Annotated in this window: 9 protein-coding genes; 1 reads left to right on the top strand and 8 read right to left on the bottom strand. The window is 68.7% G+C overall.

Going from position 1 to position 22,737, the window contains the following annotated elements; all coding sequences use genetic code 11:
* Nucleotides 1–16: 16 nt before the first annotated feature.
* The 8 genes from FXN61_RS16870 to FXN61_RS16840 all read right to left on the bottom strand — a co-directional run bounded on the left by FXN61_RS16870 (nt 17) and on the right by FXN61_RS16840 (nt 17,465).
* Nucleotides 17–1,015 (bottom strand): alpha/beta hydrolase-fold protein, encoded by a 999-nt coding sequence (locus tag FXN61_RS16870; protein ID WP_167975008.1) that lies wholly within the window; start codon nt 1,013–1,015, stop codon nt 17–19.
* Nucleotides 1,012–2,703, bottom strand: coding sequence for an ABC transporter ATP-binding protein (locus FXN61_RS16865; protein WP_223165476.1), 1,692 nt, complete (start codon nt 2,701–2,703; stop codon nt 1,012–1,014). Before FXN61_RS16865 ends, FXN61_RS16870 begins: the two co-directional genes overlap by 4 nt.
* On the bottom strand, nt 2,690–6,613 hold the full coding sequence (locus FXN61_RS16860) for a non-ribosomal peptide synthetase (RefSeq protein ID WP_167975006.1): 3,924 nt from the start codon (nt 6,611–6,613) through the stop codon (nt 2,690–2,692). The genes FXN61_RS16865 and FXN61_RS16860 overlap by 14 nt, the downstream gene beginning before the upstream one ends.
* Nucleotides 6,614–6,909: 296 nt before the next feature.
* The gene (locus tag FXN61_RS50740; RefSeq protein WP_223165475.1) at nt 6,910–7,755 is read right to left on the bottom strand and encodes a non-ribosomal peptide synthetase; all 846 of its coding nucleotides are present in this window, start codon (nt 7,753–7,755) and stop codon (nt 6,910–6,912) included.
* Nucleotides 7,658–13,645 (bottom strand): non-ribosomal peptide synthetase, encoded by a 5,988-nt coding sequence (locus FXN61_RS16855; protein ID WP_223165474.1) that lies wholly within the window; start codon nt 13,643–13,645, stop codon nt 7,658–7,660. Before FXN61_RS16855 ends, FXN61_RS50740 begins: the two co-directional genes overlap by 98 nt.
* Before the next feature lie 29 nt (nt 13,646–13,674).
* Nucleotides 13,675–15,471 (bottom strand): ABC transporter ATP-binding protein, encoded by a 1,797-nt coding sequence (locus tag FXN61_RS16850; RefSeq protein WP_167975004.1) that lies wholly within the window; start codon nt 15,469–15,471, stop codon nt 13,675–13,677.
* 37 nt (nt 15,472–15,508) lie between these two features.
* Nucleotides 15,509–16,537 (bottom strand): iron-siderophore ABC transporter substrate-binding protein, encoded by a 1,029-nt coding sequence (locus FXN61_RS16845; protein WP_223165473.1) that lies wholly within the window; start codon nt 16,535–16,537, stop codon nt 15,509–15,511.
* A 94-nt stretch (nt 16,538–16,631) separates the two neighbouring features.
* Complete coding sequence (locus FXN61_RS16840; protein WP_167975000.1) at nt 16,632–17,465, bottom strand: ABC transporter ATP-binding protein; 834 nt, start codon at nt 17,463–17,465, stop codon at nt 16,632–16,634.
* 328 nt (nt 17,466–17,793) lie between these two features.
* On the opposite strand from FXN61_RS16840, the gene FXN61_RS16835 reads away from it, so the two are divergent.
* Entirely contained in the window at nt 17,794–22,713 is a 4,920-nt protein-coding gene (locus FXN61_RS16835) for a LamG-like jellyroll fold domain-containing protein (protein ID WP_167974998.1), read from the top strand.
* The last annotated feature ends 24 nt before the right edge of the window (nt 22,714–22,737 follow it).

The raw sequence follows: 22,737 nt of genomic DNA, 5'->3' as shown, positions 1-22,737 counted from the left end.
AGCCTGCCGGATCAGGTCACAGGTCGCTGAGCAACCAGGCGACGTCACGGACCAGCGCGTGCCGCCAGCCGACCCGGTCGTGCCCGGCGGGGGAGCGGTTCACGCGCACGGTCGCACCCGCAGCCGAGGTCAGCTCCTCCACAGCCGCGCAATGCCGGTGCATCGCCGGCTCGTGCTCGCCGACGTCGAACGCGACGCGCAGACCGGACAGATCCGGTCGGTCACGCAGGCGTGCGGCGGTGTCACCACCGGCAGGGCCGTCGAGCGTGAGCCCGTGATCCGGCAGATCACGAGTCCACCAGAACGATCCTGACTGGCACGCCACCCGCGACACCAGCGAGGGGAAGTCCAGTGCGGCCTGGAACGCGCTGAGCCCGCCGAGGCTCTGGCCTGCGACCACGAACCGGGAGGGGTCCACGGTCACGCCGTTCGACGCGAGCAACGGCAGCAGCTCGTCCCGGATCGCCTGCCACAGTGCGGGATCGCTGTACTCGGCGTCCCGATCACGGGGCGTCGGCAGGAAAACCAGGGTGGCGGCGGGCATCTCGCCGTTCTTCACCGCCGACTCGAACGCGGCCACGGCCGGGTGCACGTACATCCAGTCGTCACCGTCGAGCAGCAGGACAACGGGCTCGCCGCCCTGGTGGACGCGCACCGTCTTGCGCCCCAACGTGCCGTTCCAGCGGATGCGCAGCGACGGCACGTCCAGCACCTCGTCCGGCCCGACGACCGGCCAGTGCGGCTGCGGTTCCAGGTCCGGGGTGGCGAAGATCGACCGGTTCGGACCGGCACTCGCCGGGTTGAACGGATCGGCGTGCTCGTCGCCGTCAAAGAAGTGATACGTCACGCGAAACCGCGCCGGCATGACGACCTCGGCGTACCAGAGGTCGCTGTCCTGGCGGCGTTGCAGCTCGACGGGCTGCGACCAGTGCTCGAACCGGACGGACCCCGGCCCACGCCACAGGAACGTCGTCAGGAAGCCGTCGCCGGAAGGAGTCGCCACAGGACCGGTCATCGGGCCACCGCCAGCTGGTAGGAGGAGTCACGGCCGAGCAGCTCGCGGTGCGTGCCCTCGCCGGTCACGGTGCCGCCGTCGAGCACGATCACCCGGTCGGCCACGTCGAGCAGCGCCGGGCTGCTGGTGATCACGATCGTGGTGCGGCCGCGGCGCAACGCCGTGACGTTACGGGCGATGAGCTGTTCGGTCACCGCGTCGACGGCCGTCGTCGGGTCGTGCAGCACCAGGATTTCCGGGTTCGCGGCCAAAGCGCGGGCAAGCGACAACCGTTGACGTTGCCCGCCGGAAAGGTTCGCGCCACGATCGCGTACGGCGTAGTCGAGGCCTTCTGAGTGCAGTGCCACCACGTCGGTCAGCATCGCGGCGGAAACAGCCTCTTCCACCAGTTCGCTGGAACCGCGTGGATCGACGTTCTCGCGCAACGTTCCGGCGAACACCTCGTGGTGCGACGGGTTCACCAGCAGACAGGCCCGCACGCTCTCGATCGTCAGCGACGCGATCTCCCGCTTGCCCACTCGCACGATGCCCGAGTACGAAGCCGGTGGCACGTCAACGGACAGTACCGACGCCAGCTCGGCCGCCGCCTGCGGCTGGTAGGCCGCGATCGCCACGAACTCACCCGGCCGCACCGAGAACGTCAGGTCCCGCAACGTTCCGTGCGTGACCGTCGAGACCTCAAGGCCGCTCTCCGGTCCCGGCTCCTCGACACCGGGCGTCATCCGCGCCGGTGCCGCCAGGATCAACGCCATCCGTTCGGCGGAGGCCCGCGCCATCATGACGTACTTCGGCATCTCCGAGAACATCTTCAGCGGCTCGATCAGGAACTGCGCCAGACCCACGGCCATGACGAGCTCACCGACCGAGATCTGGCCCTGGAACGTCAAGAACCCCGCCCACAACGTCACCGCTGCGGCCAGCAACGAGTTCAACGCCAGCGCGGCACCCGCGTAGACACCGTTGACCCGCGCCACGATGATCGACTGCTTCTTCGCCTCGGTGCTCACCCGGCGATACGCCTGGAACGCCGCGTAGCTGCCGCCGAACCCGTGCAACGGCCGCAGACCTGCGATCAGGTCCGACACCTTCGCACCGGCCCGCGCCACCTTCGCCTGCTGCACCTGCGTGTTCGCCCCGATCCGCCGCGACATCACGCTCAGCACGCTCAGGATCGCCACGGTGCCGACGAAGACCAGCACGCCGAGCGGCACGCTGATCACCGCCAGCACGACACCCGTGATCACCACCGACACCAGGGAGCTGACCAGCAGCGGCACCACCTCGATGATGTCCGCGGTCTGGTCGGCGTCCTCGGTGGCGATGGTGAGCACCTCGCCGGACTTCAGGTCGACGTCACGCGCGACCGGCTGCAGGCCGTGGTCCGCGACCGCGACCCGCCACCGGTGCGCCTCCGTCGTGTTCGCCTTCTGCAGGATGCGCATGCCGAACCGCCACGAGTACGACACCGTGGCCATGACGAGCCCGAGCGCCAGCAGCGCCAGCCCCAGGGAGCTGAGCTGACCGCCGCGCAGCGCGAACTCGACGATCACGCCGAGCAGGATCGGCACAGCGGTCTCGGCCGCCTGGTACGAGCCCATCAGCACGGTGCCGGACGCCATGGCGCCGACGTTGCGGCGCAACGCGATCCGGAGGATCTCCCGGCCGGTGCGGACTTCAGTGTTCGTCAACGTGGCGCGCAATCGCTTCGGGGGTGGACAGAGCCAGAAGGTCGCGGATCGTGACGACAGGACCGAACTCGCGGCGGAGCAGGCCGATGAGCCGCACCGCGAGCATCGAGTGCCCGCCCAGGTCGGTGAAGCCGCTCGTCATCCCCACCTCGTCCTCGTCGAGGTCGAGCGCCTCGGCGAACATCTCCCTGACCACGAGCTCGGTCTCGGTCAGCTCCCGGTCGTCCCTCTTGGTCATCAGGGTGCCGAGCGGACGGGCCTCGGGCAAGGCGGAGGTGTCGGCCTTTCCGTTGACCGTCAACGGGATCGCGTCCACCTGCGCGTAGTGCGACGGCCGCAGGTAGTCCGGCATCCCGGCACCGACCTCGGCCGCGATCGACGGGATGTCCGCGCCGTCCTCCAGAACGAGGTACGCCGCGAGCCGGTAGGCGCCGTCGACCTGGGGGTCGGCCTGCGCGACAGCGGCGACGAACCGGACGCCCGGATGCGCGGCGAACCGTGCCTCGACCTCGCCCAGCTCCACGCGGTGACCGCGGATCTTGACCTGCTTGTCCGTGCGGCCCAGGTACAGCAGGTTCCCGTCGGGCCGCCGGATCACGAGGTCGCCGGTCCGGTACATCCGCTCACCCGGCACCCACGGGCACGCCACGAACCGCTCGGCGGACTGCGCCGGCTGCCCGAGGTAACCCCGCGCGATCCCCACGCCCGACACGTAAAGCTCGCCCGCGACACCGTCCGGCACGGGCCGCAGCCACGGGTCGAGCACGTACACGTCGGTGTTGTCGATCGCCACGCCGACCACCGGGTCGACGCAGTCGAACGTGCCGACGCCCAGCGTGTTGATCGTGTACTCCGTTGGCCCGTAAAGGTTGTAGCCGATCGTGCCCGGGGTGTCCGCGAGCAGCTGCCACAGCGTCGGCGTCACGGCTTCGCCACCCAGCAGCACGAGCGCCGGCTTGTGCTCAGCGCCCAGCAGTCCCTCTGCCACCAGCTGCTGCGCGTAGGTCGGCGTTACGTTGATGACGTCGATCTCGTGCTTGAGGCAGTACTCGACCAGCCCGGTCGCGTCCCTGCGCAGCTCCTCGTCGCAGATGTGCACCTCGTGGCCGTCGGCGAGCCAGAGCAGCTCCTCCCACGACATGTCGAAGGCGAACGACACGGTGTGCGCGATCCGGAACGTCCGGTGCCCGTGCTCGGCCAGCACGGGCTCGAAGATCCGCCGCTGGTGGTTGACCAGCATGTTGGTCAGGCCGGCGTACTCGGTCACCACACCCTTGGGCTTACCGGTCGAGCCCGACGTGTAGATCGTGTAGGCCGCGTGCTTGAGCCGATGCGGGTCGTCCGGTGCGAACGTGATCACGGGTTCGGCGTCCGGCCACGGCTCGTCGAGCTTGAACACCTCGCCTCGGATCCGGGGTGCCACGGCGCTGGTCGTGATGATCAACGACGGCTGCGCGTCGTCGACGATCGCGGCGATCCGCTCGTCCGGGTGGTCCAGCTCCAACGGCACGTACGCCGCACCACACCGCAGAACTCCGAACAGCGCGACGACCCAGTCCAACGAGCGCGGCACCGCGATGGCGACCGACGTCTCCACACCGATCCCACGGTCGGAGAGCACACCGGCCAGATGACGGCTGCGGTCACGCAACTCCGCGAACGTCATCGACCGGCCGTGTGCGACCAACGCGATCCGGTCCGGGTTGCGGTCGGCCGCCTCGTCGAACAGGTCGACGATCGTCTTGGTGCCGAAGTCGTTGGGCGCGTTGAGCTCCGGCGTCGGGCCGGTGGCACCGACAGCACCCACCTGGCCGTCGGACACGGCGAGGTCGTCGAGAATCCGCAGGTACTCGCCGAACAACCGTTCTGCGACAACGGGTTCGGTGACCTCGGGCCGGTACTCCAGCTTGACCGTGAGCTGCTTGCCCGGCGTCACCACCCAGGTGAACGGGTAGTGCGTGGAGTCCTCGAACTCGTGCGCCGTGATCCCGTTGACCGCGTTGAACTCGGTGAAGGTGTCGTCGTCGAGGAAGTTCTGCAGCACGAACAGGCTGTCGAACAGCTGGTCCTGGCCGCTGGCGCGCTGGATCTCGCCGAGCCCGATGTGCTCGTGCTCCATCGCGTCGACCCTGGACGCCTGCACCGAGGCGAGGAACGCCGCGACGCTGTCGTGCGGCCGCGCGGACACCCGCATCGGCACGGTGTTCAGCAGTACACCGACGATTCCATCCGTGCCTTCTTCCTCACGGCCGGAGACGGTCACGCCGAACACCGCGTCACCGCGGCCGGTCTCGCTGCCCAGCAGCAACCCGAGCGCGCCGGTGACCACGGAGTTGAGCGTGACGCCGTGTGCGCGTGCCGCGTCACGCACCCGGTCGGACTGCCCAACGGACAGCGTCCGCACGATCTTCACCGGCAGTGTGTCCGAAGTGGACTGTTCAGCCAGCAGTGTCGGCCCCGGCAGGTCCGCGAGGTACTCGGCCCAGAACCGTTCTGCTGTTGCGGAGTTCTTGGCGGCCAGCGCGCGGGCGTACTCCTCGAAGCTCGGCGTGGCCGGTGTGGAGTCGAGCGGTGAGCCGGCCAGGATCGCCCGGTAGGCGTCGAAGAAGTCGCGCAGCACGATCTCGCGCGACCAGCCGTCCCACAGCAGCAGGTGGTGGCTGAAGAGCAACGCGTCCCGGTCGTCCGGCAGGCGCAGGACCACCATCCGCACCAACGGCGGCGCGCTCAGGTCGAAGCCCGTCGCGCGGTCCTCGTTCCGCAGCGCGTCAACGGCTTCGCGGTTGAGGACGTCGACGACGCTGACCGGAACCCGGCCGCCCGGCGTGAGCACCTGGACCGGAGAGCCGTCGTCGTCCGACTCGAAGCCCGCACCGACGACCGGATGCTTGGCGATGACGTGCGCCATCGCCTTCTCCAGCGCCTGAGGGTCGAGGCGCCGGTCGAACGTGAAGCAGCTTTGCGCCACGTAGTGCCCGGCGTCGCCCGCGAGCTCGGCCTGGAAGTACAGACCCCGCTGCAGCGGCGAGACCGGCGCGGTCCGGCGCGCGGTCACCGAGGCGTCCGCGATCCGTTCCAGCGCGAGCAGCCAGCGGGCGGCGATCTCGTCGGACACGTCCTCGGTCAACGCGAACGTCGCCCGCAGACTGCCGGTCGCGGTGTCCAGCCACGCGTTGACCTCGACCGCGTACGGGCTGGGCTGCGCGCCGGTGTCGATGTGGAGTGCCTGGGACTCGCTGCCCTGGCCCAGGTAGTTGAACAGGACCTGCGGCCGGGGCAGCGCTGCCAGCACCGGAGCGGTCTGCGGGTTCAGGTACCGCAGCTGGCCGTAGCCGACGTGCGCGACCTCGTCCGGCTGGCGCTGCACGAGTTCGCGGGCGGCCTCGACCGGGTCGGTGTGCGGGCTGAGCTTCATCGGCGCGATGGAGGTGAACCAGCCGACCGTGCGGGTGTAGTCGTGGTGATCGAGCACCGGGACGCGGCCGTGGCGTTCGAGCTCGATCACCAGATCCGTTGGCGTGCCTTGGATCTCGGTCAACGCCGTCCGCAGCGCACCGCACAGCAGCTCGGTGAGGCCGACGCCGAGCGCGGTCGGCGCGGTGTGCACGACGCGATCGGTGATGTCGGCCGACAGGTTGACCGTGACCTCGCGGAGTTCGCGGATCTGCGGGGTGAGGACCGGGGTGTCGAGCACCTCGATCCACCGGCGCAGGTCGCCGCCCGACTGGGCATCCAGGGTGAGGGCGTCGGCGTAGGCAGAGAACGGGGTGGTGGTCGGCGCGAGTTCTTCGCCGCGCATGGCGGCGGCGAGGTCGTCGAGGAGGATCAGCCACGAGACCGAGTCGACCGCGAGGTGGTGCACGACGACGATGAGCGTCTTCGTGGACTCCAGCCAGGCGAACGCCGCCATGACGCCGGCCTCGGGGTCCAGCCGTGCGGCGGCCTCGTTGGCGGCGACCTCGGGGGTCGTCGGCGGTCGCGAGGACGACGGGGAACCTCACCGGCCGGCAAGGCGTCGGCTTCGGGGCCGAGTCGGCGAGCGGCCTCGTTCGCGCCGAGCCGCGGATCGCCAGAATTGTCAGACCTGCCTGAGACGATACGGAGTGGGGACCCGATCCCCCCAGGGGGCCTGCCAATCGGGATCGATTCCGAGCGACCAGACCCCGTGCGTGACCGTCAACCGCATCCGCAGGGCCGCGTGCGCCTTCACCACGGCGTTCGCAGCGCGTTGTGCGTCAGCCAGGCTGGCACAGTCCAGCTGCCGCGCCTGAGCGAACAGCTTGAGCTCGCCGCCCAGTTCCCGCTGCCGCAGCACGATCGGCGTCGGCGCGATCGGTCCGTCCTGCCGCTCCACCGGTGCCGCGACGGCGACCGGGGCCACCCGACCGCCGAACTTCTCCGCGAGAGCCCGCGGTGTCTTGTGCAGGAACAGATCGCGCGGCGCGAACCGCACGCCGAGCGCCCGAGCCCGGTTGACGACACGATCGCGATGATGCTGTCGCCACCGGCGGCGAAGAAGTCGGTGTCGGCGTCCACAGTGGACCCCGGCAGCGCGGCCGCGAAGACCTCCACCAGCGACGCCAGCGCCGGAGCAACGACGACCGCTGCTAGAGCGTCGTCCTCCTGGCGGGCGCGTTCCTGCAACGCCCTGCGGTCGAGCTTGCCGTTGATGGTCAGCGGCAACGCGTCCAGCAGGATCACCCGCTGCGGCACCATGTGCACCGGCAGCTTGGCCCCGAGCGCGGCCGCGATGTCCGCCGACGGCGTGCCGACGACGTGCGCGACGAGGTGGTCGGCGCTGTCTGCCACCGTCACCGCCACGTCGACGACCCCGCCGATCTCGAGGATCGCGGACTCGACCTCGCCGAGCTCGATGCGGAAACCCTTGAGCTGCACCTGGAGGTCGGCGCGGCCGAGGAACTCGAGCTCGCCGTCGAGGTTTCGCCGAGCGAGGTCACCGGAGTGGTACATCCTTGAGCCGTCGCCCGCGAACGGGTCCGCGACGAAACGGCTCGCGGCCAGGCCCGGCCGTCCGTTGTACCCGAGCGTCACCTGCGGCCGCGACGTAGATCGTGCCGACCTGACCCGGTGGCACCGGCCGGAGCTGATCGTCGAGCAGGTAGGTCTGAAGACCGGCGATCGGGCCACCGATCGGGCTGACCTCCTTGCCAAGACCAAAATCGATGTCGTCGAGCAGCCGGTAGGTGGTGTGGACGGTGGTCTCGGTGATGCCGTACATGTTGACCAGCTCGGGCCTGCCCGTGCCGTACCGCGCGACCCAGCCGCGCAAACGACCCAGGTCGAGCGCCTCACCGGCGAAGATCACCCGCCGTAGCGCGGTGAGCGGCTCCGGAGCGTGCAGGTCGGCGTCGATGAACTGGTAGAACGCCGACGGTGTCTGGCACAGGATCGTCACGTCGCGGTCGAGGACGAGCTTGCGGAAGTCCACCGGCGAGCGGGTCAGGCTGTGCTCGGGCACGACCAGCTGACCGCCGTGGGTCAGCGCGCCCCACAACTCCCACACCGCGACGTCGAACGAGTAGGTGTGGAACTGCGTCCACACGTCGGCAGGTCCGAACTGCATCTCCGGCGCGGTGTTGACCAGCAGCGAGACCACGTTCTCGTGCGACACCACGACGCCCTTGGGCCGCCCGGTCGAGCCGGACGTGTAGATCATGTACGCCGGGTGCCGCCAGTCGACCACGGGCTCCACGAACGAACCAGGCACCACGTCGTCGATGCACAGCACGGTCGCCGAGACACCGGCGCGGGCGAGCATGGCCTCGAAACGTTCCTGCTGACCCGGCTCCACCAACGCCACCTGGGGTGCGGCGTCCGCGAGCACGAACTCCAGCCGGTCGTCCGGGTAGGCCAGGTCCAGCGGCACGTACGCGGCACCAGCCGACACGACCGCGATCAGCGCGGTGACCTGCTCCAGCGACCGCGGGACGGCGACGGCGACCCGCGTGTGCGGGCCGACACCACAAGCCTGCAACGTCGTCGCCAGCCGGTTCTTGGCCTCGACCAGCTCGCCGTAGGTCATCGACTCGGACGTGCCGTCGAGGCAGCAGAACGTGACGGCGGTGGCGGCAGGGTCGCGCTCGGCCGCCCGGTCGAAGAGCTGCGCCAGCGTCACCGGAACGATGTCCGCGCCGGCGCGGGTGTCCGTGAGAACGGGAGCGGGAATCGAGTCCCCGGTGAGCAAAGCCGTGAGCGTGTCGGCGAACGCGCGCACGATCCGTTGCGCACCGGCCTCCCGCACCACGAGGGTGTCGTAGATCAGGTTGAACCGCAGCGTGCCGTCGTGGTGCCGCTGGACCTCGATGGTCAACGGGTAGTGCGGCGCGCCTTCGTTCACCACGTCGGTGATCTCGAACCCGCTTGCCGAGCCGAGCGCGGCCACGTCCAGCGCGATGTCGAAGACGACCAGCGTGTCGAACGACGAGCCGTGCGGTGCCTGCCGTCCGATCCGGGTGAGCGAGACGTGCTGGTGCGGCAGCACGGCGGTCTGGTGCCGCTGCATCGAAGCAAGCAGATCAGAAGCGCTCGTGTCGCCGGACCACTTGGCGCGCACCGGAATCGTGTTGATGAACAGACCGACCATCTCGTCGATACCGGCCACGTCCGCGTCCCGGCCGGACACCGTGGAGCCGAACACGACGTCCTGGCTTTCGAGGATGCCGCCGAGCGTCACGCCCCACGCGCTGTGCACGGCGACGCTGAGCGAAACCCCGGCCGCCCGCAGCGTCTCGTCGAAGCCCGCGGGTGCGTCGATCGCCGTGTCGGCGAATCGTTCCGACGGCTCGTGCCCCTCCACGACCAGCGACGGGCCTGGCAGCCCTGCGAGTTCCTCCGCCCAGACGCGGTCGCTCTCCGCCGCGTCGGCGTGCACGAGCCAGCGCACGTAGTCGGCGTAGCTGCCGCGCGTGTGCACCGAGCCCGGAGCGTCGTACTCGGCCAGCAACGCGCGCAGCATCGGCGGCACCGACCAGCCGTCGGCGATGATGTGGTGCACGGTCTGGACCAGGACGTACCGCTGAGGAGCCGTGCGGATCAGCGTGTAGCGCATGAGAGGGCCGCGAGCGAGGTCGAACCCGGCGACGCGGTCCTGCTCGGCGTAGGCCTGGATCTCCTCGTCGGTCATGCCTTGACCGTCCACAGTGGAGAATTCGGGGCGGACCCCGGACTCCAGCACCGAGACGACCCGTCCGTCCGGCAGGCCGAGGAACCGCGCGGCGAGGTTCGGGAACAGCTCGAGCACTCGGGTCGCTGCTGCTTCGAGCTTGCGGGCGTCGACGGATCCGGTCAGCGTCAGCAGCTGCTGCTCGACGTACCGGTGCGCGGACTCGTCGTCGAAGACCGAGTGGAAGTACAGGCCTTCCTGCAACGGAGTCAGCGGGAGGACGTCCCGCAACGCCGGGCTGTCGAGCGAGTCGACGTCGGCCTGGGTGAGCGGCAGCAGGTCGAAGTCGCTGGGGGAGTGCCCGCCCTGCGTCAGCGCCGCCAGACCCTCCAGCGCTGTAACGAAGTACTCGCCGATCTTGGCCGTGTCGTCGTCGGTGAAGACACCCGACGGCCACGAGATGACCGTGACCAGCTCCAGTTCGCCGTCAGCGCCCGGCTCGGCGGAGGCGTTGAACTCCAGCGCCCGCGGCAGCCGCATCGCCGGGTCGCGCTTCTCGCCGAGCTGACCCGCGTTCTCCGCGAGCTGCCAGTCGCCGGTGGTGCCACCGCTGAACCGGCCCAGGTAGTTGAACAGCACCTGCGGCCGCGGGACGTCGAACTCGTTGCGTCCCAGGTACTTCAGCGCGCCGTACGAAACGCCGTTGCTCGGTACCTGCGCGAGATCTTCCTTGACCCGCTTGAGCGCGGCCGCCAGGTCGTCGATCTGGCCAGGATCGACGGTCACCGGGAACAGCGTCGTGAACCAGCCGACCGTGCGCGACAGGTCCGGGTCGAGCGGCACGAACCGGCCCTCGCGGCCGTGGCCCTCCAGCTCGACGTGCGCGAACGTCTGGTCCTGGCCGTTGTCGCGGCGCCATTTGGCCAGCGCGACGGCGAGACCGGTCAGCAGCACGTCGTTGACCTTGGCGTGGAACAACGCGGGCACGTCGCCCAGCAGTGCCGCGGTCGCCTGCGCTCCCACGGTGACCGTGCGGACCTGTTCGCCCGCGACGACGTCCTCGTCGGTCAGCTCACGCCGGCCGAGCAGCTGGTCCACACCCGGCAGCGGGCGCTGGTAGTACTCGCGGTCCGACTCGAAGTCCGCCTTCTCCAGCAGCTGGGTCCAGCGGCGCAACGACGTGCCAGCCGGGCGGAGTTCCACCGCCGCACCGGAAGAGACCTGCTGCCACGCCTGGGCGAGGTCGTCGAACAGGATGCGCCACGACACACCGTCGATCACCACGTGGTGGATCACGATGACCAGCTGCCGCGCCTCCGACCGCCACACCGCTCGCAGCATGATGCCCGCGTCCGGGTTCAGCCCCTCGGTCGCCGCTGCAACGCATTCCTCGATCGGAGCGTTGCTCGCGTCCCACAACGCATGGCCGTCCTCGGGGATGTCGAACGACCAGCGCTCGCCCCTGACGAGCTTGGCGCGCAACATGTCGTGCCGCTCGACCACGGCGTCGAGGATCTGGATGAGCTGCTCGGCGGTGAGCTCCGCGGGGGTGTTGAGCACGACCGACTGCACGAACCCGTCGATGGCGTCCGTGGTCTCACCGAGCCACTGCACGATCGGCAGGCCCGCCACCGGCCCGGTCGCGACGTCGTCGTGGTCGACCGCCGAGGCGCCGTCACGAGACGCGACGGCGGCCAGCGCGCGGGGAGTGCGGTTGACGAAGATCTGGGTGGCCGTGACGAAGACGCCCTCGGCCCGCAACGCGCTCAGCAGTGAGATCGCGAGGATGCTGTCGCCGCCCAGTTCGAAGAAGTCCTGGTCGGCACCGACCTGCTCGACCCGCAGCACCGACGCGACGGCGGCGCAGATCGCCGCCTCGTCGTCGTTGGCCGCCGCGGTGACCGGCCCGGTCTCGACCGTCGGTTCCGGCAGGGCGCGGCGGTCCAGCTTTCCGTTGGGGGTCAACGGGAACTCGCTCATCACCACGATGTGCGCCGGCACCATGTACTCGACCAGGTGCTCGGTCGCCCACTGCTTCACGGCGTCCGCGGTCAGGTTCTCGTCGGACGGAACGACGTACCCGACGAGGTAGTTGCCGCCGGCGGAGTTCTTCCTGACCACGACACAGGTGTGGCGGACCCGCGGGTGCTCGGCCAGCGCGACCTCGACGTCCTCCAGTTCCAGCCGCATGCCGCGGATCTTGACCTGGTTGTCGACGCGGCCGAGGAAGTCGAGTGACCCGTCCGGCGCGAACCGCGCCAGGTCACCGGTCCGGTAGAGGCGCGAACCGTCGGTGGCGAACGGGTTCGCCACGAACCGGGACGCGGTCAGGCCCGGCGCGTTCACGTAGCCGCGGCCCAGCAGGAAGCCGCCGATGTACAGCTCGCCTCCGACACCGTGCGGGCACGGCCGCAGCTGGTCGTCGAGCACGTAGAGGTCCGTGTTCGGGTTGGCCTTGCCGATCGACGTCGACAGCCGTTCCGCCTCACCGCGGTAGATCACGTGCGAGACACCGATCGTGGCCTCGGCCGGGCCGTAGCCGTGGTACATCGGGATGTCGAGCTGGGTGCGGAACCGGTCGTACAGCTCGGGAGTCAGCACCTCGCCGCCGCACCACACGTGCCGCAGGCTGGCCAGCTCACCGTCGCCGGCGATGTTCAGCAACACGTCCAGCATCGACGACACCAGGTACACGAACGTCACGCGGTGACGGGCGATCGTGTGCAGCAGGTGGTGCGGGTCGCGCTCGCCGCCGGACCGCACGACGACGGTCCGTCCGCCGCACACCAACGGCAGGAAGATCTCGTTGATGGAGATGTCGAACGACAGCGGCGCCTTGAACAGCGACGCGTCGTCGTGTCCGAAGTGGAGGATCTGGTTCACCTGCCACAGCAGGCGTTCGCTGATCGCCTCGTGCCGGATCATCGCGCCCTTGGGGCGGCCGGTCGAGCCGGACGTGAACATCACGTAAGCCAGCTGGGCGCCGAGGATCGAGATGTCCGTCGGCTCAGCGGGGTGGCCGGCGAATCCCCAGTCGTCGAGGTCGACGGCGATGGCCTCGGGCTCGCCCTGCTGGCCGGTGCCGAGGAGCAAGACGACCTGGGCGTCGGTGATCACGGACTCGCGGCGGGAGGCCGGCCACTGCGGGTCCAGCGGCACGAACGCGCCTCCGGCCTGCAGCACGGCGAGCAGGCTGATCACCATCTCGGCCGAGCGGTCCAGCGAGATGCCGACGACCTGTTCGGTCCGCAGCCCGCGTTCGATCAGGTGGTGGGCCAACTGGTTGGAACGGGCGAGCGCCTCGCCGTAGGTGAAAGCGCGGTCACCGTCGTTGATCGCGATGGCGTCCGGGCGCTGCCGGGCCTGTTCGCGGAACAGCTCGACGATGCAGGGCCGTTCGCGCGGGAACTCGTTGTCGTTCCACCGGGCCAGATCCGCCAGCCGCTCCTCGATGGTCTGGGAGGTCAGCGTGCCGACGGCGCGGTTCGGGAACTCGGCGAGGTCGTCCAGCGCCCGTTGTGCCTCGACCGGATCGACACCGGCCGGCAACGGGATCAGCCAGCCGTCCGGCCGTTCGGTGACGTCCCACCGCTGGCCCTTGTCGGCCCAGACGAGCAGATCGCCGAAAAGCGTTGCAGGCGTGAGCTCGAGTCCGTCGACGTCAAGACCAGGGTCGGCCCAGTGGGTCAGCGCGACGGCACTCGCGACGGCGATGGTCCGCTGCGGGTACTCACCGGCGCGGCGCCGAATGGAGGCGATCCGGGCGGTCGAAAGAAGTACGTCACGGTCGGCCATCTGTTCCATCGACGACTCAGCCATCCCTTCACGATCGGTGAAGGTAGCCTAACCTAAGTATTTGCGGTTCCGAATCGCCAAGCGGCCCAAAGTGCCGCGTAACGCCCGTCACGCGCGACAAGTTCTTCGTGCGTGCCGTGCTCCAGGACACGGCCCTCGTCGAGTAGGGCGATCCGATCCGCCGCGATGGCCTGGGTCAGCCTGTGCGCGACCAGAAGCGTTGTGCGGCCACGGCATGCGGCCAGGGCGGCCCGTTCGAGCGCGGCGGCACCCTGGCTGCCCGCTTCGGCCGTCGACTCGTCGAGCACCACGACGGGGGAGCGGCCGAGCACGAGCCTGGCCAGTGCGATCTGGGCGATCTTGGTCACGTCGAGGCGTTCGCCACCCTCGCCGACGTCCGTCTGGAGGCCCTGAGGCAACGCCTCGACCCACGTGTCCGCGCCGACCGTGCGCAACGCGTCCATCAGCTCGTCGTCGGTGGCATCGGGTGCGGCGAGCCGGAGGTCCTCGGCGAGCGGACCGGCGAAGACGTGCGCCTCCTGGGTCAGGATGCTGACCAACGCGCGGGCACCCGCCTCGTCGAGTTCGGCGAGGTCCGCGGACCCGATGTGCACGGAACCGGTCAGCGGAGTGCCAGTGCCGGCGACCAAAGCCGCCAGCGTCGTCTTGCCCGCACCGGTGGCGCCGACGAGAGCGAGCGAGGTGCCGGCGGGGATCTCCAGGTCGATGTCCCGCAGCACGTCGTGCTCGGATTCGGGATAGCGGAAGGAAAGCCCGCGCACCGACACCGGAAGCGGCTCGGCGTTCTGGTCGACCGCGACCGCGCTGCGGACGAGCTCGTCGCCGTCGGACTCCGTGAGCACACCGACGAGTCGCGTGAGCCCGGCGCCGGACTTCTGCGCCTCGTCGAAAAAGGCCATGATCAGGCCGAGCGGCACGAACAACTTGTGGAACAACAGCGCCGCAACGGAAACCTGGCCCAACGAGGACTGCCCGTTGGTCACCAGGACGTAGCCGACCACGATGATCAGCCCGAGACCGATGAACTCGGCGCGGTTCTCCCTGCCGATGAACCGGCCGAAGAACCGGAAAACGTCGATGCCGATGTCGCGCACCCGCCACGACTCGGCGGTCACCCTGTCCCGGAACGCGTTCTCGAGACGGTAGGCGCGGACTGTGGCGATGCCGTCCAGGCCGCTGATCAACGCCTGCGCGCGGTCGGCCTGTGCCTCGGAGCGGGCGCGGTAGAGCGGTTGCGAACGGGGCAGGTACCAGCGCAACGCCAGCGCGTAGGCGGGCAGCGCGCAGGCACCGGCGAGGCCCAGCCTCCAGTCGAGCCCGAACATGCCGGCGGTGGCGATGACGACCAGCACGACCGCCGAGAAGATCGTCGGGATCGCCGTGCGGAAACCTTTGGAGATAACAGCTACGTCGTCGCCGACGCGGGACAGCACGTCACCACGGCCGACCTGCTCGATCCGCGCGCTCGGCATCCCGAGCACCGCGCGGACCGCGCCTTCCCTCAGCCGTGCCAGCATTTCCGCGCCGACCCGGCCGATGAGGTAGGTCGACAACGCGGTCATGGCCGCACCGGCCAGCGCGGCAACGACCGTGGCGATGCCGATCGTCCAGAGGATCGACGCGTCGCGTCCCTGGACGACTCCGTCCACCACGGTGCCCAGCAGGAACACCGGGATGATCTGCAGCACCGCCCCGGCCACCGTCGCCACCACGGTGGCGATCGGCAGGCCGGGAGCGTTGCGGCAGTGGTCCCGCACCCAGCGAAGGGCCTCCCGTCCGGTCGCCGTGCGCAAGATGTTCACGGGCGCGCCAGAGACACTCGTGGTCACGAGAAGAGACCTTTCGCCGGGGTTGTGCTGCGTCAGATCAGGCGACCGACTTGGCCGACTTCACCAGCTCGTCGATCGCGTACGGCAGCGACGCCAGGGTGGCCTGCGACATCGCGGCACCAACGGCGGGACCCTCGCTGTCGAGGATCCAGTGGACCTTGCCGGCCTTGACGGCGGGCAGGTTCGCGAAGAGCTGGAAGTTCTTCAGCGACTTCTGGTCCGCCTCGTCGGCGATGACGAAGATGCGGTCGACGTTCATCAGGTCGATGCGCTCTGGGGACAGCGTCGTGTAGAACTTGCCACCCGCGATCTCGTCGATCTTCGTGTTGCCCTTGAAGCCGATGCCCGTCGTCAGCTGGCCACGCACGTCAGTGGTGGTGAACGGCGCGACGGCGTCCTTGTACCAGGACGTGACGACCGCGGTCTCGTTCGCCCACGCCGGGTTCGCCTTCTTCGCCTCTGCCATCTTGTCGTCGACAGCCTTGATCATCTTGGCGCCCTCGTCACCCTTGCCGAGCGCCTTGGCGACCTGCAGCGCGTTGTCCTGCCACTTCGCGCTGAACGGCTCCTTCTCCTCCTTGGTCCTGCCGACCGTCGGAGCGATCTTGCTCAGCTTGTCGTACCAGGCCTGGTCGGCCTCGGAGTACACGGCCACGATCAGGTCGGGGCGCAGCTGGGCGATCTTCTCGTAGTTCGGCTCGGTGTCGCCGTTCTTCATGACGACCTCGGGCGTGGTCGAGCCCCACTTGTCCTTCACCCAGGCCCACTGGGTGTTGATGTCGGGCTTCTTGCCCTCGGGGTTCGGGTACTGGTCGACCATGCCGACCGGCACGGTGCCCAGCGCGAGCATCGTCTGGTCGTCGGTGTAGCCGAGGGAGACGACGCGCTTGGGCGCTTCCTTGATCTCCGTCGTGCCGAAGAAGTGCTCGACCTTGGTCGGGAACGTGCCACCGGAGGCGTTGTTCGCGTCAGGGGTCGACGCCGGCGTGGAGGACCCGCACCCGGCGAGGACACCGGCACCGACCACCACGGCTGCTGCCACGGCGGTCAGACGCTTCCATGTCATGGTCGTTCGCTGGCCCATTCGGCACCTCGTTCTTCGCTGCCCACGCGGCGGGGGAAATTAGGACAGGCGAACCTTATCATCTGGTTAGGGCAGGCTAACCTAGTCCTTGGTCACTCTTCGATACCACGTGAGTCCGGCCGATGGGCACGATCAACGGGCGTTCGCTGACGGGGTCGTCGATGACCTTCGCCTGCAGGCCGAACGTGTCCAGCAACAGGTCGCTCGTGATCACATCGCTCGGATGTCCCTGCGCGACGATGGCCCCCGACTTCATCACGATCAGGTTGTCGCTGTAGCGAACGGCGAGGTTCAGGTCGTGGAGAACCATCACGATCGTGCAGCCGCCCTCGTGCAGGTCGTCGACGAGGTCGATCACGTCGATCGCGTGCGCGAGATCGAGATAGGTCGTCGGCTCGTCCAGCAACAGCAGGTCGGTGCCCTGGGCGAGCGTCATGGAGATCCACACCCGCTGCCGCTGCCCGCCGGAGAGCGAGTCGACCGGACGATGGGCGAGATCGGCGACACCGGTCATGCGCAGGGCCTTGGCGACCACGTCCGCGTCATCGCTCGACCACTGGCGCACCCAGCTCTGGTGCGGGTGCCGGCCGCGGGCGACCAGGTCGGCGACCGTCAGTCCGTCTGGCGCGATCGGGGTCTGCGGGAGCAGCCCCATCTTCTTCGCGACGTCCTTGGTCCTGAGCCGCGCGATGTCGTGACCGTCGAGCAGCACGGTGCCCTGGCGCGGTTTGAGCAGCCTGGACAGCGTGCGCAGCAGCGTCGACTTGCCGCAGCCGTTGGGCCCGATGACCGTGGTGATGACACCGGTCGGGATGGAGACGTCCAGGTTGTCGAGCACGACCCGGTCGGCGTACCCGACCGTGACGCCCTCGGCCCCCAATCGGGCGGCATCGTTGCGCAGCGCGGTCATAGGGCAACCTTACTTAACTGAGGTTTGCCTCAGGCCGTCCGCTTCACGCTCGCCTGCTCGCGCAACTAGGAGCGATCTTCCGCGCGCTGAAAGCTGCTCACACTTCGGTCACAGAGAGCCCTTCTAGACCGAATGGCTCCTTGTTGGCGGTCTGCCGTTGGCTGAAGCTGGCTCTCGCCAGAGGGGTTCGGGGGATCGCCAGATGTCGTGTCGCTTGACGACGCGATATGCGCTCATATGGGGGCTTCAGTTGACACGCGTCGGGGTGGCGCAGGGCTTTGTCCTGCGCGCGTTCTTGTCGGTCACAGTCGCAGCGACGTTTGTGGCGGTGCCGGCCAGCGCGGCCGAGCCGGAATGCGTTGATACGCAGCCGACGGCGCAGGCAGCCGTGGAGGTGGCGGCGCGTTGTGATCGCCGGGTCGAGATCGTTGCGCAGCGTTCGGAGAACTCGCAGACGTTCGCGAAGCCTGGGGGCGGTTACACCACGGAGCAGTCGGTGGAGCCGCGGTGGGCGCGCAAGGCTGATGGGTCGTGGTCGCGGATCGACACGACGTTGCGCGTCACGGGTACGAAGGTGGTGCCGGTCGCTGCCGTGCTGCCGGTGGAGTTCTCGGCGGGTGGCACGGGTCCAGCGGCGCGGTTGCGTGATGGCGACCGCGAACTCTCGATCACGTGGCCGTTCGGGCCGCTGCCGGCGCCGGTGTTGTCCGGGTCGGACGCGACCTATGCCGAGGTGCTGCCGGGTGTGGACTTGAAGCTCACGGCGTCGGTGCAGGGCTTCTCACAGATCCTGGTGGTGAAGAACCGGGAAGCGGCGAAGAACCCGAACATCGCCAAGGTCAGGTTCGGGTTCGCGACGACAGGGGTAACGACGCACCCCGCCGGCGGTGGGCTGGAGGCCAAGGACGCGTCCGGGCGGGTGGTGTTCATGTCGCCGACGCCGCTGATGTGGGACTCCGGTGGCGAGGGCGCGGCTGAGGTGTCGGCGAGGTCGGCGGCCGCGGAGCCGGGGACGAAGCGCACGGCGACGATGCCGATCGCGGTGGAGAACGGTGAGATCACCGTGGTTCCGGATGCCGCGATGCTCAGCGACGCCGGGACGCGGTATCCGGTCATGATCGATCCGCCGTGGGCGGGCAGGGTGGCGGACAACGCGTGGACGTTGGTGTCCAGCAAGGACCCAGGCACGACGTACTGGCAGGGCCGCAACAACCAGGGCCAGGACTATCTGGCGAACTCGGGCGAGCGGGGCAGCGCGGGCACGGGACTCACCTGTGACAACGTCTCGTCGGACAACAAGTGCCTGAGCTCGACGTACAAGGTCCGTTCGTACTTCCGGATGGACACCTCCGGGGTGAAGGGCAAGATCGTCACCGGTGCGTCGTTCCGCGTCGAGCAGCGGTGGGCATGGACGTGCAACACCGGGTCCAACGCCACTGTCCGGGTGACATCCGAGTTCGGTGGTGGCACTACCTGGAACAACCAGCCCGGTTGGTGGGGTGATGACTGGGCGGCGTCGAGCGCGGCCAACCGCAAGTACGGGTCGACGCACGGGTGTGCGGGGCCGGGTGAGGTCGAGTTCAACTTCACCGATGTCATCAAGCGCGCGGCCGAGGGCAACTGGGGCTACGCCTCAGTCGTGATGCACGTCGACGAGAGCAACGTCAACTACTGGAAGCGTTTCAACCCCGGTTCCGCGGTGCTCGCCATCGACTACAACTCGATCCCGAACACACCGGATCAGCTCACCGTCGACCGCAAGGGCTGCGCGACCGGTGACGCGAGGCCTTTCGTGCCGACCGCGACGCCGACGATCCGCGGCAGAGTCAGCGACCCCGATCCTGGGGACACCATGAACACCCGCTTCGAGTGGCGGCGCATCCGTCCCAACGGTACGCAGGGCCCGAGCTCGCAGGTCGATCGTTACCCGTGGGGCAACGGCACCACCGCCGAGTACTCGCTTCCCAAGCCGAGCACGCTGCCCACGGGTGTGGTCGAGTGGTCGGACAACCTGATCGGCACTGGTGACTGGGACAACGACGGTCGCACCGATCTGCTGGTCCGTGACCTTGACGGCTACCTGTACCTGTTGCCCACGGTGGAAACGCCCGCCGGGTGGCGGTCCGGCGATCGCGTGGAGATCGGCAGCGGCTGGGGCGAGTTCACGATCGCGGGTGTCGCCGACTGGGACAAGGATGGCAAGCAGGACATCGTCGCGCGGGAGAACACGACCGGCGTGCTCTGGCTGTATCCCGGTGAGGCGAAGCGGGGTGTGTCGAGCCAGGGGCGGGTACAGCTCGGCTCGACCTGGAACAGCTACACCTTCGCCGGGCTCGCGGACTACGACCGCGACGGCAAGCAGGACCTGATCGCCAGGGACGCCGATGGCGTGCTCCACCTCCATCCCGGCGAGGGAACGCGCGCACCGTCGAGTCAGCCGCGGGTGGTGCTGGGCTACGGCTGGCAGGGGTTCAGCTTCTTCGGCGTGATCGACCGGACCGGTGACGGCGCTCCGGACATCGTCGCCGAGTTCGACGGCACGATGTGGCTGTACCTGGGCAGCGGGAAGCGTGAGATGTACAGCGGCAGCTCGTTTCGCCATGACATCGGCGCCGGCTGGTCGGGTGCGATGGCGCGGACCATCACCGATTTCAACGCTGACGGCGCGAACGACATCGTCGCCAAGCTGCCCTCGTCGAACGACTGGCTCCTCTATCCCGGCGTGGTGGGCACCGGCTACGGCGGTAGTCCGTGGGCGGTCGCGGAGCACGGCCTCACCACCGGCAACTACTCCTACCGCATGACCGCAGGCGACTGGCAGCGGTGGGGGCCGGCGTCGGGCTGGTGCGAGTTCAGCGTCGACGTCACCGCCCCGGACGCGCCGACCTTCAGCTCGTCCGTCTACAAGACAACGGGTTGCGCGCCCGAGGGCTGTGGTTCGCTGGGCATCGCGGACACCTTCACGTTCTCCAGCACGTCGACCGATGTCGTGAAGTACCGCTGGGGCTTCACGGATCAACCCTCGACGGAGATCGCCGCGGGCACGTCGGTGCGCTGGACGCCTCCGTCGGGAGGCCCGAAGACGCTGGTTGTCGATGCGGTTGACAAGGCAGGTCTCGCGACCCGCAAGAAGTTCCAGTTCACCGTGGCGGGTGCCAAGCGCAATGAGGCGGAGTGGTTCGCGGGTGATGATCCGTCGATTGACGGCACCGGTAACGGCCACGATCTGACGCTGACTGGGCTCGATCCCGCTCGCGCCGGCCGCATGGCAGGTGGGCAGCTGTCCGTCGGTTTCAACGGCACCACTGCGAACGGTGCGACGACCGCCAACGTCGTCGACACGAGCAGAGGCTTCTCCGTTTCGGCGTGGGTCCGCCTGACCAACGACATGGCGAGCCGCACGGTGGTGAGCCAGCAGGGTTCCACGACCTCGGCGTTCCGGCTCGGCTACGACTCGGGTTCGCGCAAGTGGACCTTCTCGCTGGCGGAGACCGATGCCGCGAACGCCGCGCAGAAGACCGCGACCTCCGACGCTCCAGCTGTGCAGGGTGTGTGGACGCATCTGACCGGTACGTTCGACGATCTCAGCCGGGAGGTCCGGCTGTACGTCGACGGCGCGTTGCAGCGGCAGACCGAGTTGCTCGCGGCCGGCCGAGGGTTCAACGCCGGCGGTCAGCTGTGGATCGGCAAGGCGCTGCGCAACTCCGTGGCTGTCGAGCCGTGGCAGGGCGAGCTGGCCGAGGTACGTGCGTGGACCCGCACGGTCACCCCGAAGGAGTCGCTGGAGCTGGGCGACGCCGGGTTGAACCACAGCGATGTGGGCTGGTGGATGTTCGACGATGGCAGCGGTGACACCGCGATCGACTCCTCGCCGTACGGCCGTGACCTGACGCTGAACCTCGCCGGCGGAGCCAAGTGGGGACCGGCCCGCCCAGAGACCGCCGACGGCAACGGCCTGGAGCTCAACGGCACCAGCAGTTCCGCGAGCACGAGCGAGGCCGTCTTGAACACCGACCAGTCGTTCTCGGTGGACGTGTGGGCCATGGTCATCGGCACGGGAACACCCCGCACGGTCGTCGTGCAGCATGGTCCGTCCACTATGGATCCGTTCGTGCTGAAGTACGACGGTGCCCAGTGGAGCGCCGAGATGCCGAATTCCCCGACCAATCCGACGACGTGGTGGCGGGCCAAGGCCGCCGCGGCCGCGGGCACGTGGACGCACCTCATTGCCGCCTACGACGCCAACGCGCGCACGCTGAAGCTCAGCGCCGGCGTCGAGGGCACCCCGGTTGCGCTGAAGAGCACCGTCACAGGAGTGGTCGGCTGGAACTCGACGGGTGTGCTGTCGGTCGGCCGCAGCAGCGTGGGGGAGTTCTTCAACGGCAACATCGACGACCTGAAGGTGTGGCAGGGCGTGCTTGCGCCTGAGGCGCTTCCCGGGACGTCACTCAAGGGTTCGTCGATCTCCGGCGACCGTTACGACGAGATCGTCCAGGTACAGAGCGACGGCAACGTCAGCGCATATCTCAACGTCGGTGGCGACTATCCGCAGGCCTCGCAGCACATCGGCTCTGGCTGGTCGAACGACCGGACCTGGTTCGCCGACATCGACGGCGACGGCAAGTCCGAGATCATCGGCGTCGAGCCCGACGGCCGGATCAAGGCGTTCAAGAACGTCAACGGCATGAACGGGTTCCCGTACATCGATCCGATCTTCATTGGATCGGCACCTGGTGAGATGAGGCGGATCAAGTTCGCGGACATCGACGGCGACGGCAGGGACGACCGCGTGTCGATCGACACCGACGGCCGAGTTCGCGTGTACCGCAACCTGTTCGGCATGAACGAGCGTGGCCAGTCCACGGCGTTCTCGACCTCGCCGGTGATCGTAAAGGTCACGACCGCGGCCCCGGAGGCCATCCGGTTCGCCGACATCGACGGTGATGGCAAAGCCGAGTTCATCACGGTGAACGCTGATGAACGCACGACCGTGTGGGCATATCGCAATCTCAGCGGCCTTGACTACGGCACCTACGACACGCCGCAGGAGATCGGTTCCGGCTGGACGCCTGACCGGACCTTCTTCGCCGACATCACCGGCGACGGCAAGGCGGAGATCATCTCGGTCCGCCCGGACAGCTCGGTCTGGTCATTCACCAACTACAACGGCCTGAACTCCTACCCCTACGCGGAAAGCAGGATGATCGGATCCGGTTGGGCCGATCCCACCCGCGTCATCTTCAGTTAGTCACGGCCTTCCACCTCACTTCTG

The sequence above is a fragment of the Lentzea indica genome (assembly GCF_012184385.1).
In the GTDB taxonomy this organism is placed as follows: Bacteria; Actinomycetota; Actinomycetes; order Mycobacteriales; family Pseudonocardiaceae; genus Lentzea; species Lentzea indica.
Note: the sequence above shows the minus strand (reverse complement) of the source record. Positions and strands in the feature narration are given on the sequence as shown.

Coding starts and splice junctions, on each gene's coding strand:
- FXN61_RS16860 (WP_167975006.1), bottom strand. CDS start 6,613: ATGGCGGCGTTCGCCTGGCTGGAGTCCACGAAGACGCTCATCGTCGTC.
- FXN61_RS16840 (WP_167975000.1), bottom strand. CDS start 17,465: ATGACCGCGCTGCGCAACGATGCCGCCCGATTGGGGGCCGAGGGCGTC.
- FXN61_RS16855 (WP_223165474.1), bottom strand. CDS start 13,645: ATGGCTGAGTCGTCGATGGAACAGATGGCCGACCGTGACGTACTTCTT.
- FXN61_RS16845 (WP_223165473.1), bottom strand. CDS start 16,537: ATGACATGGAAGCGTCTGACCGCCGTGGCAGCAGCCGTGGTGGTCGGT.
- FXN61_RS16870 (WP_167975008.1), bottom strand. CDS start 1,015: ATGACCGGTCCTGTGGCGACTCCTTCCGGCGACGGCTTCCTGACGACG.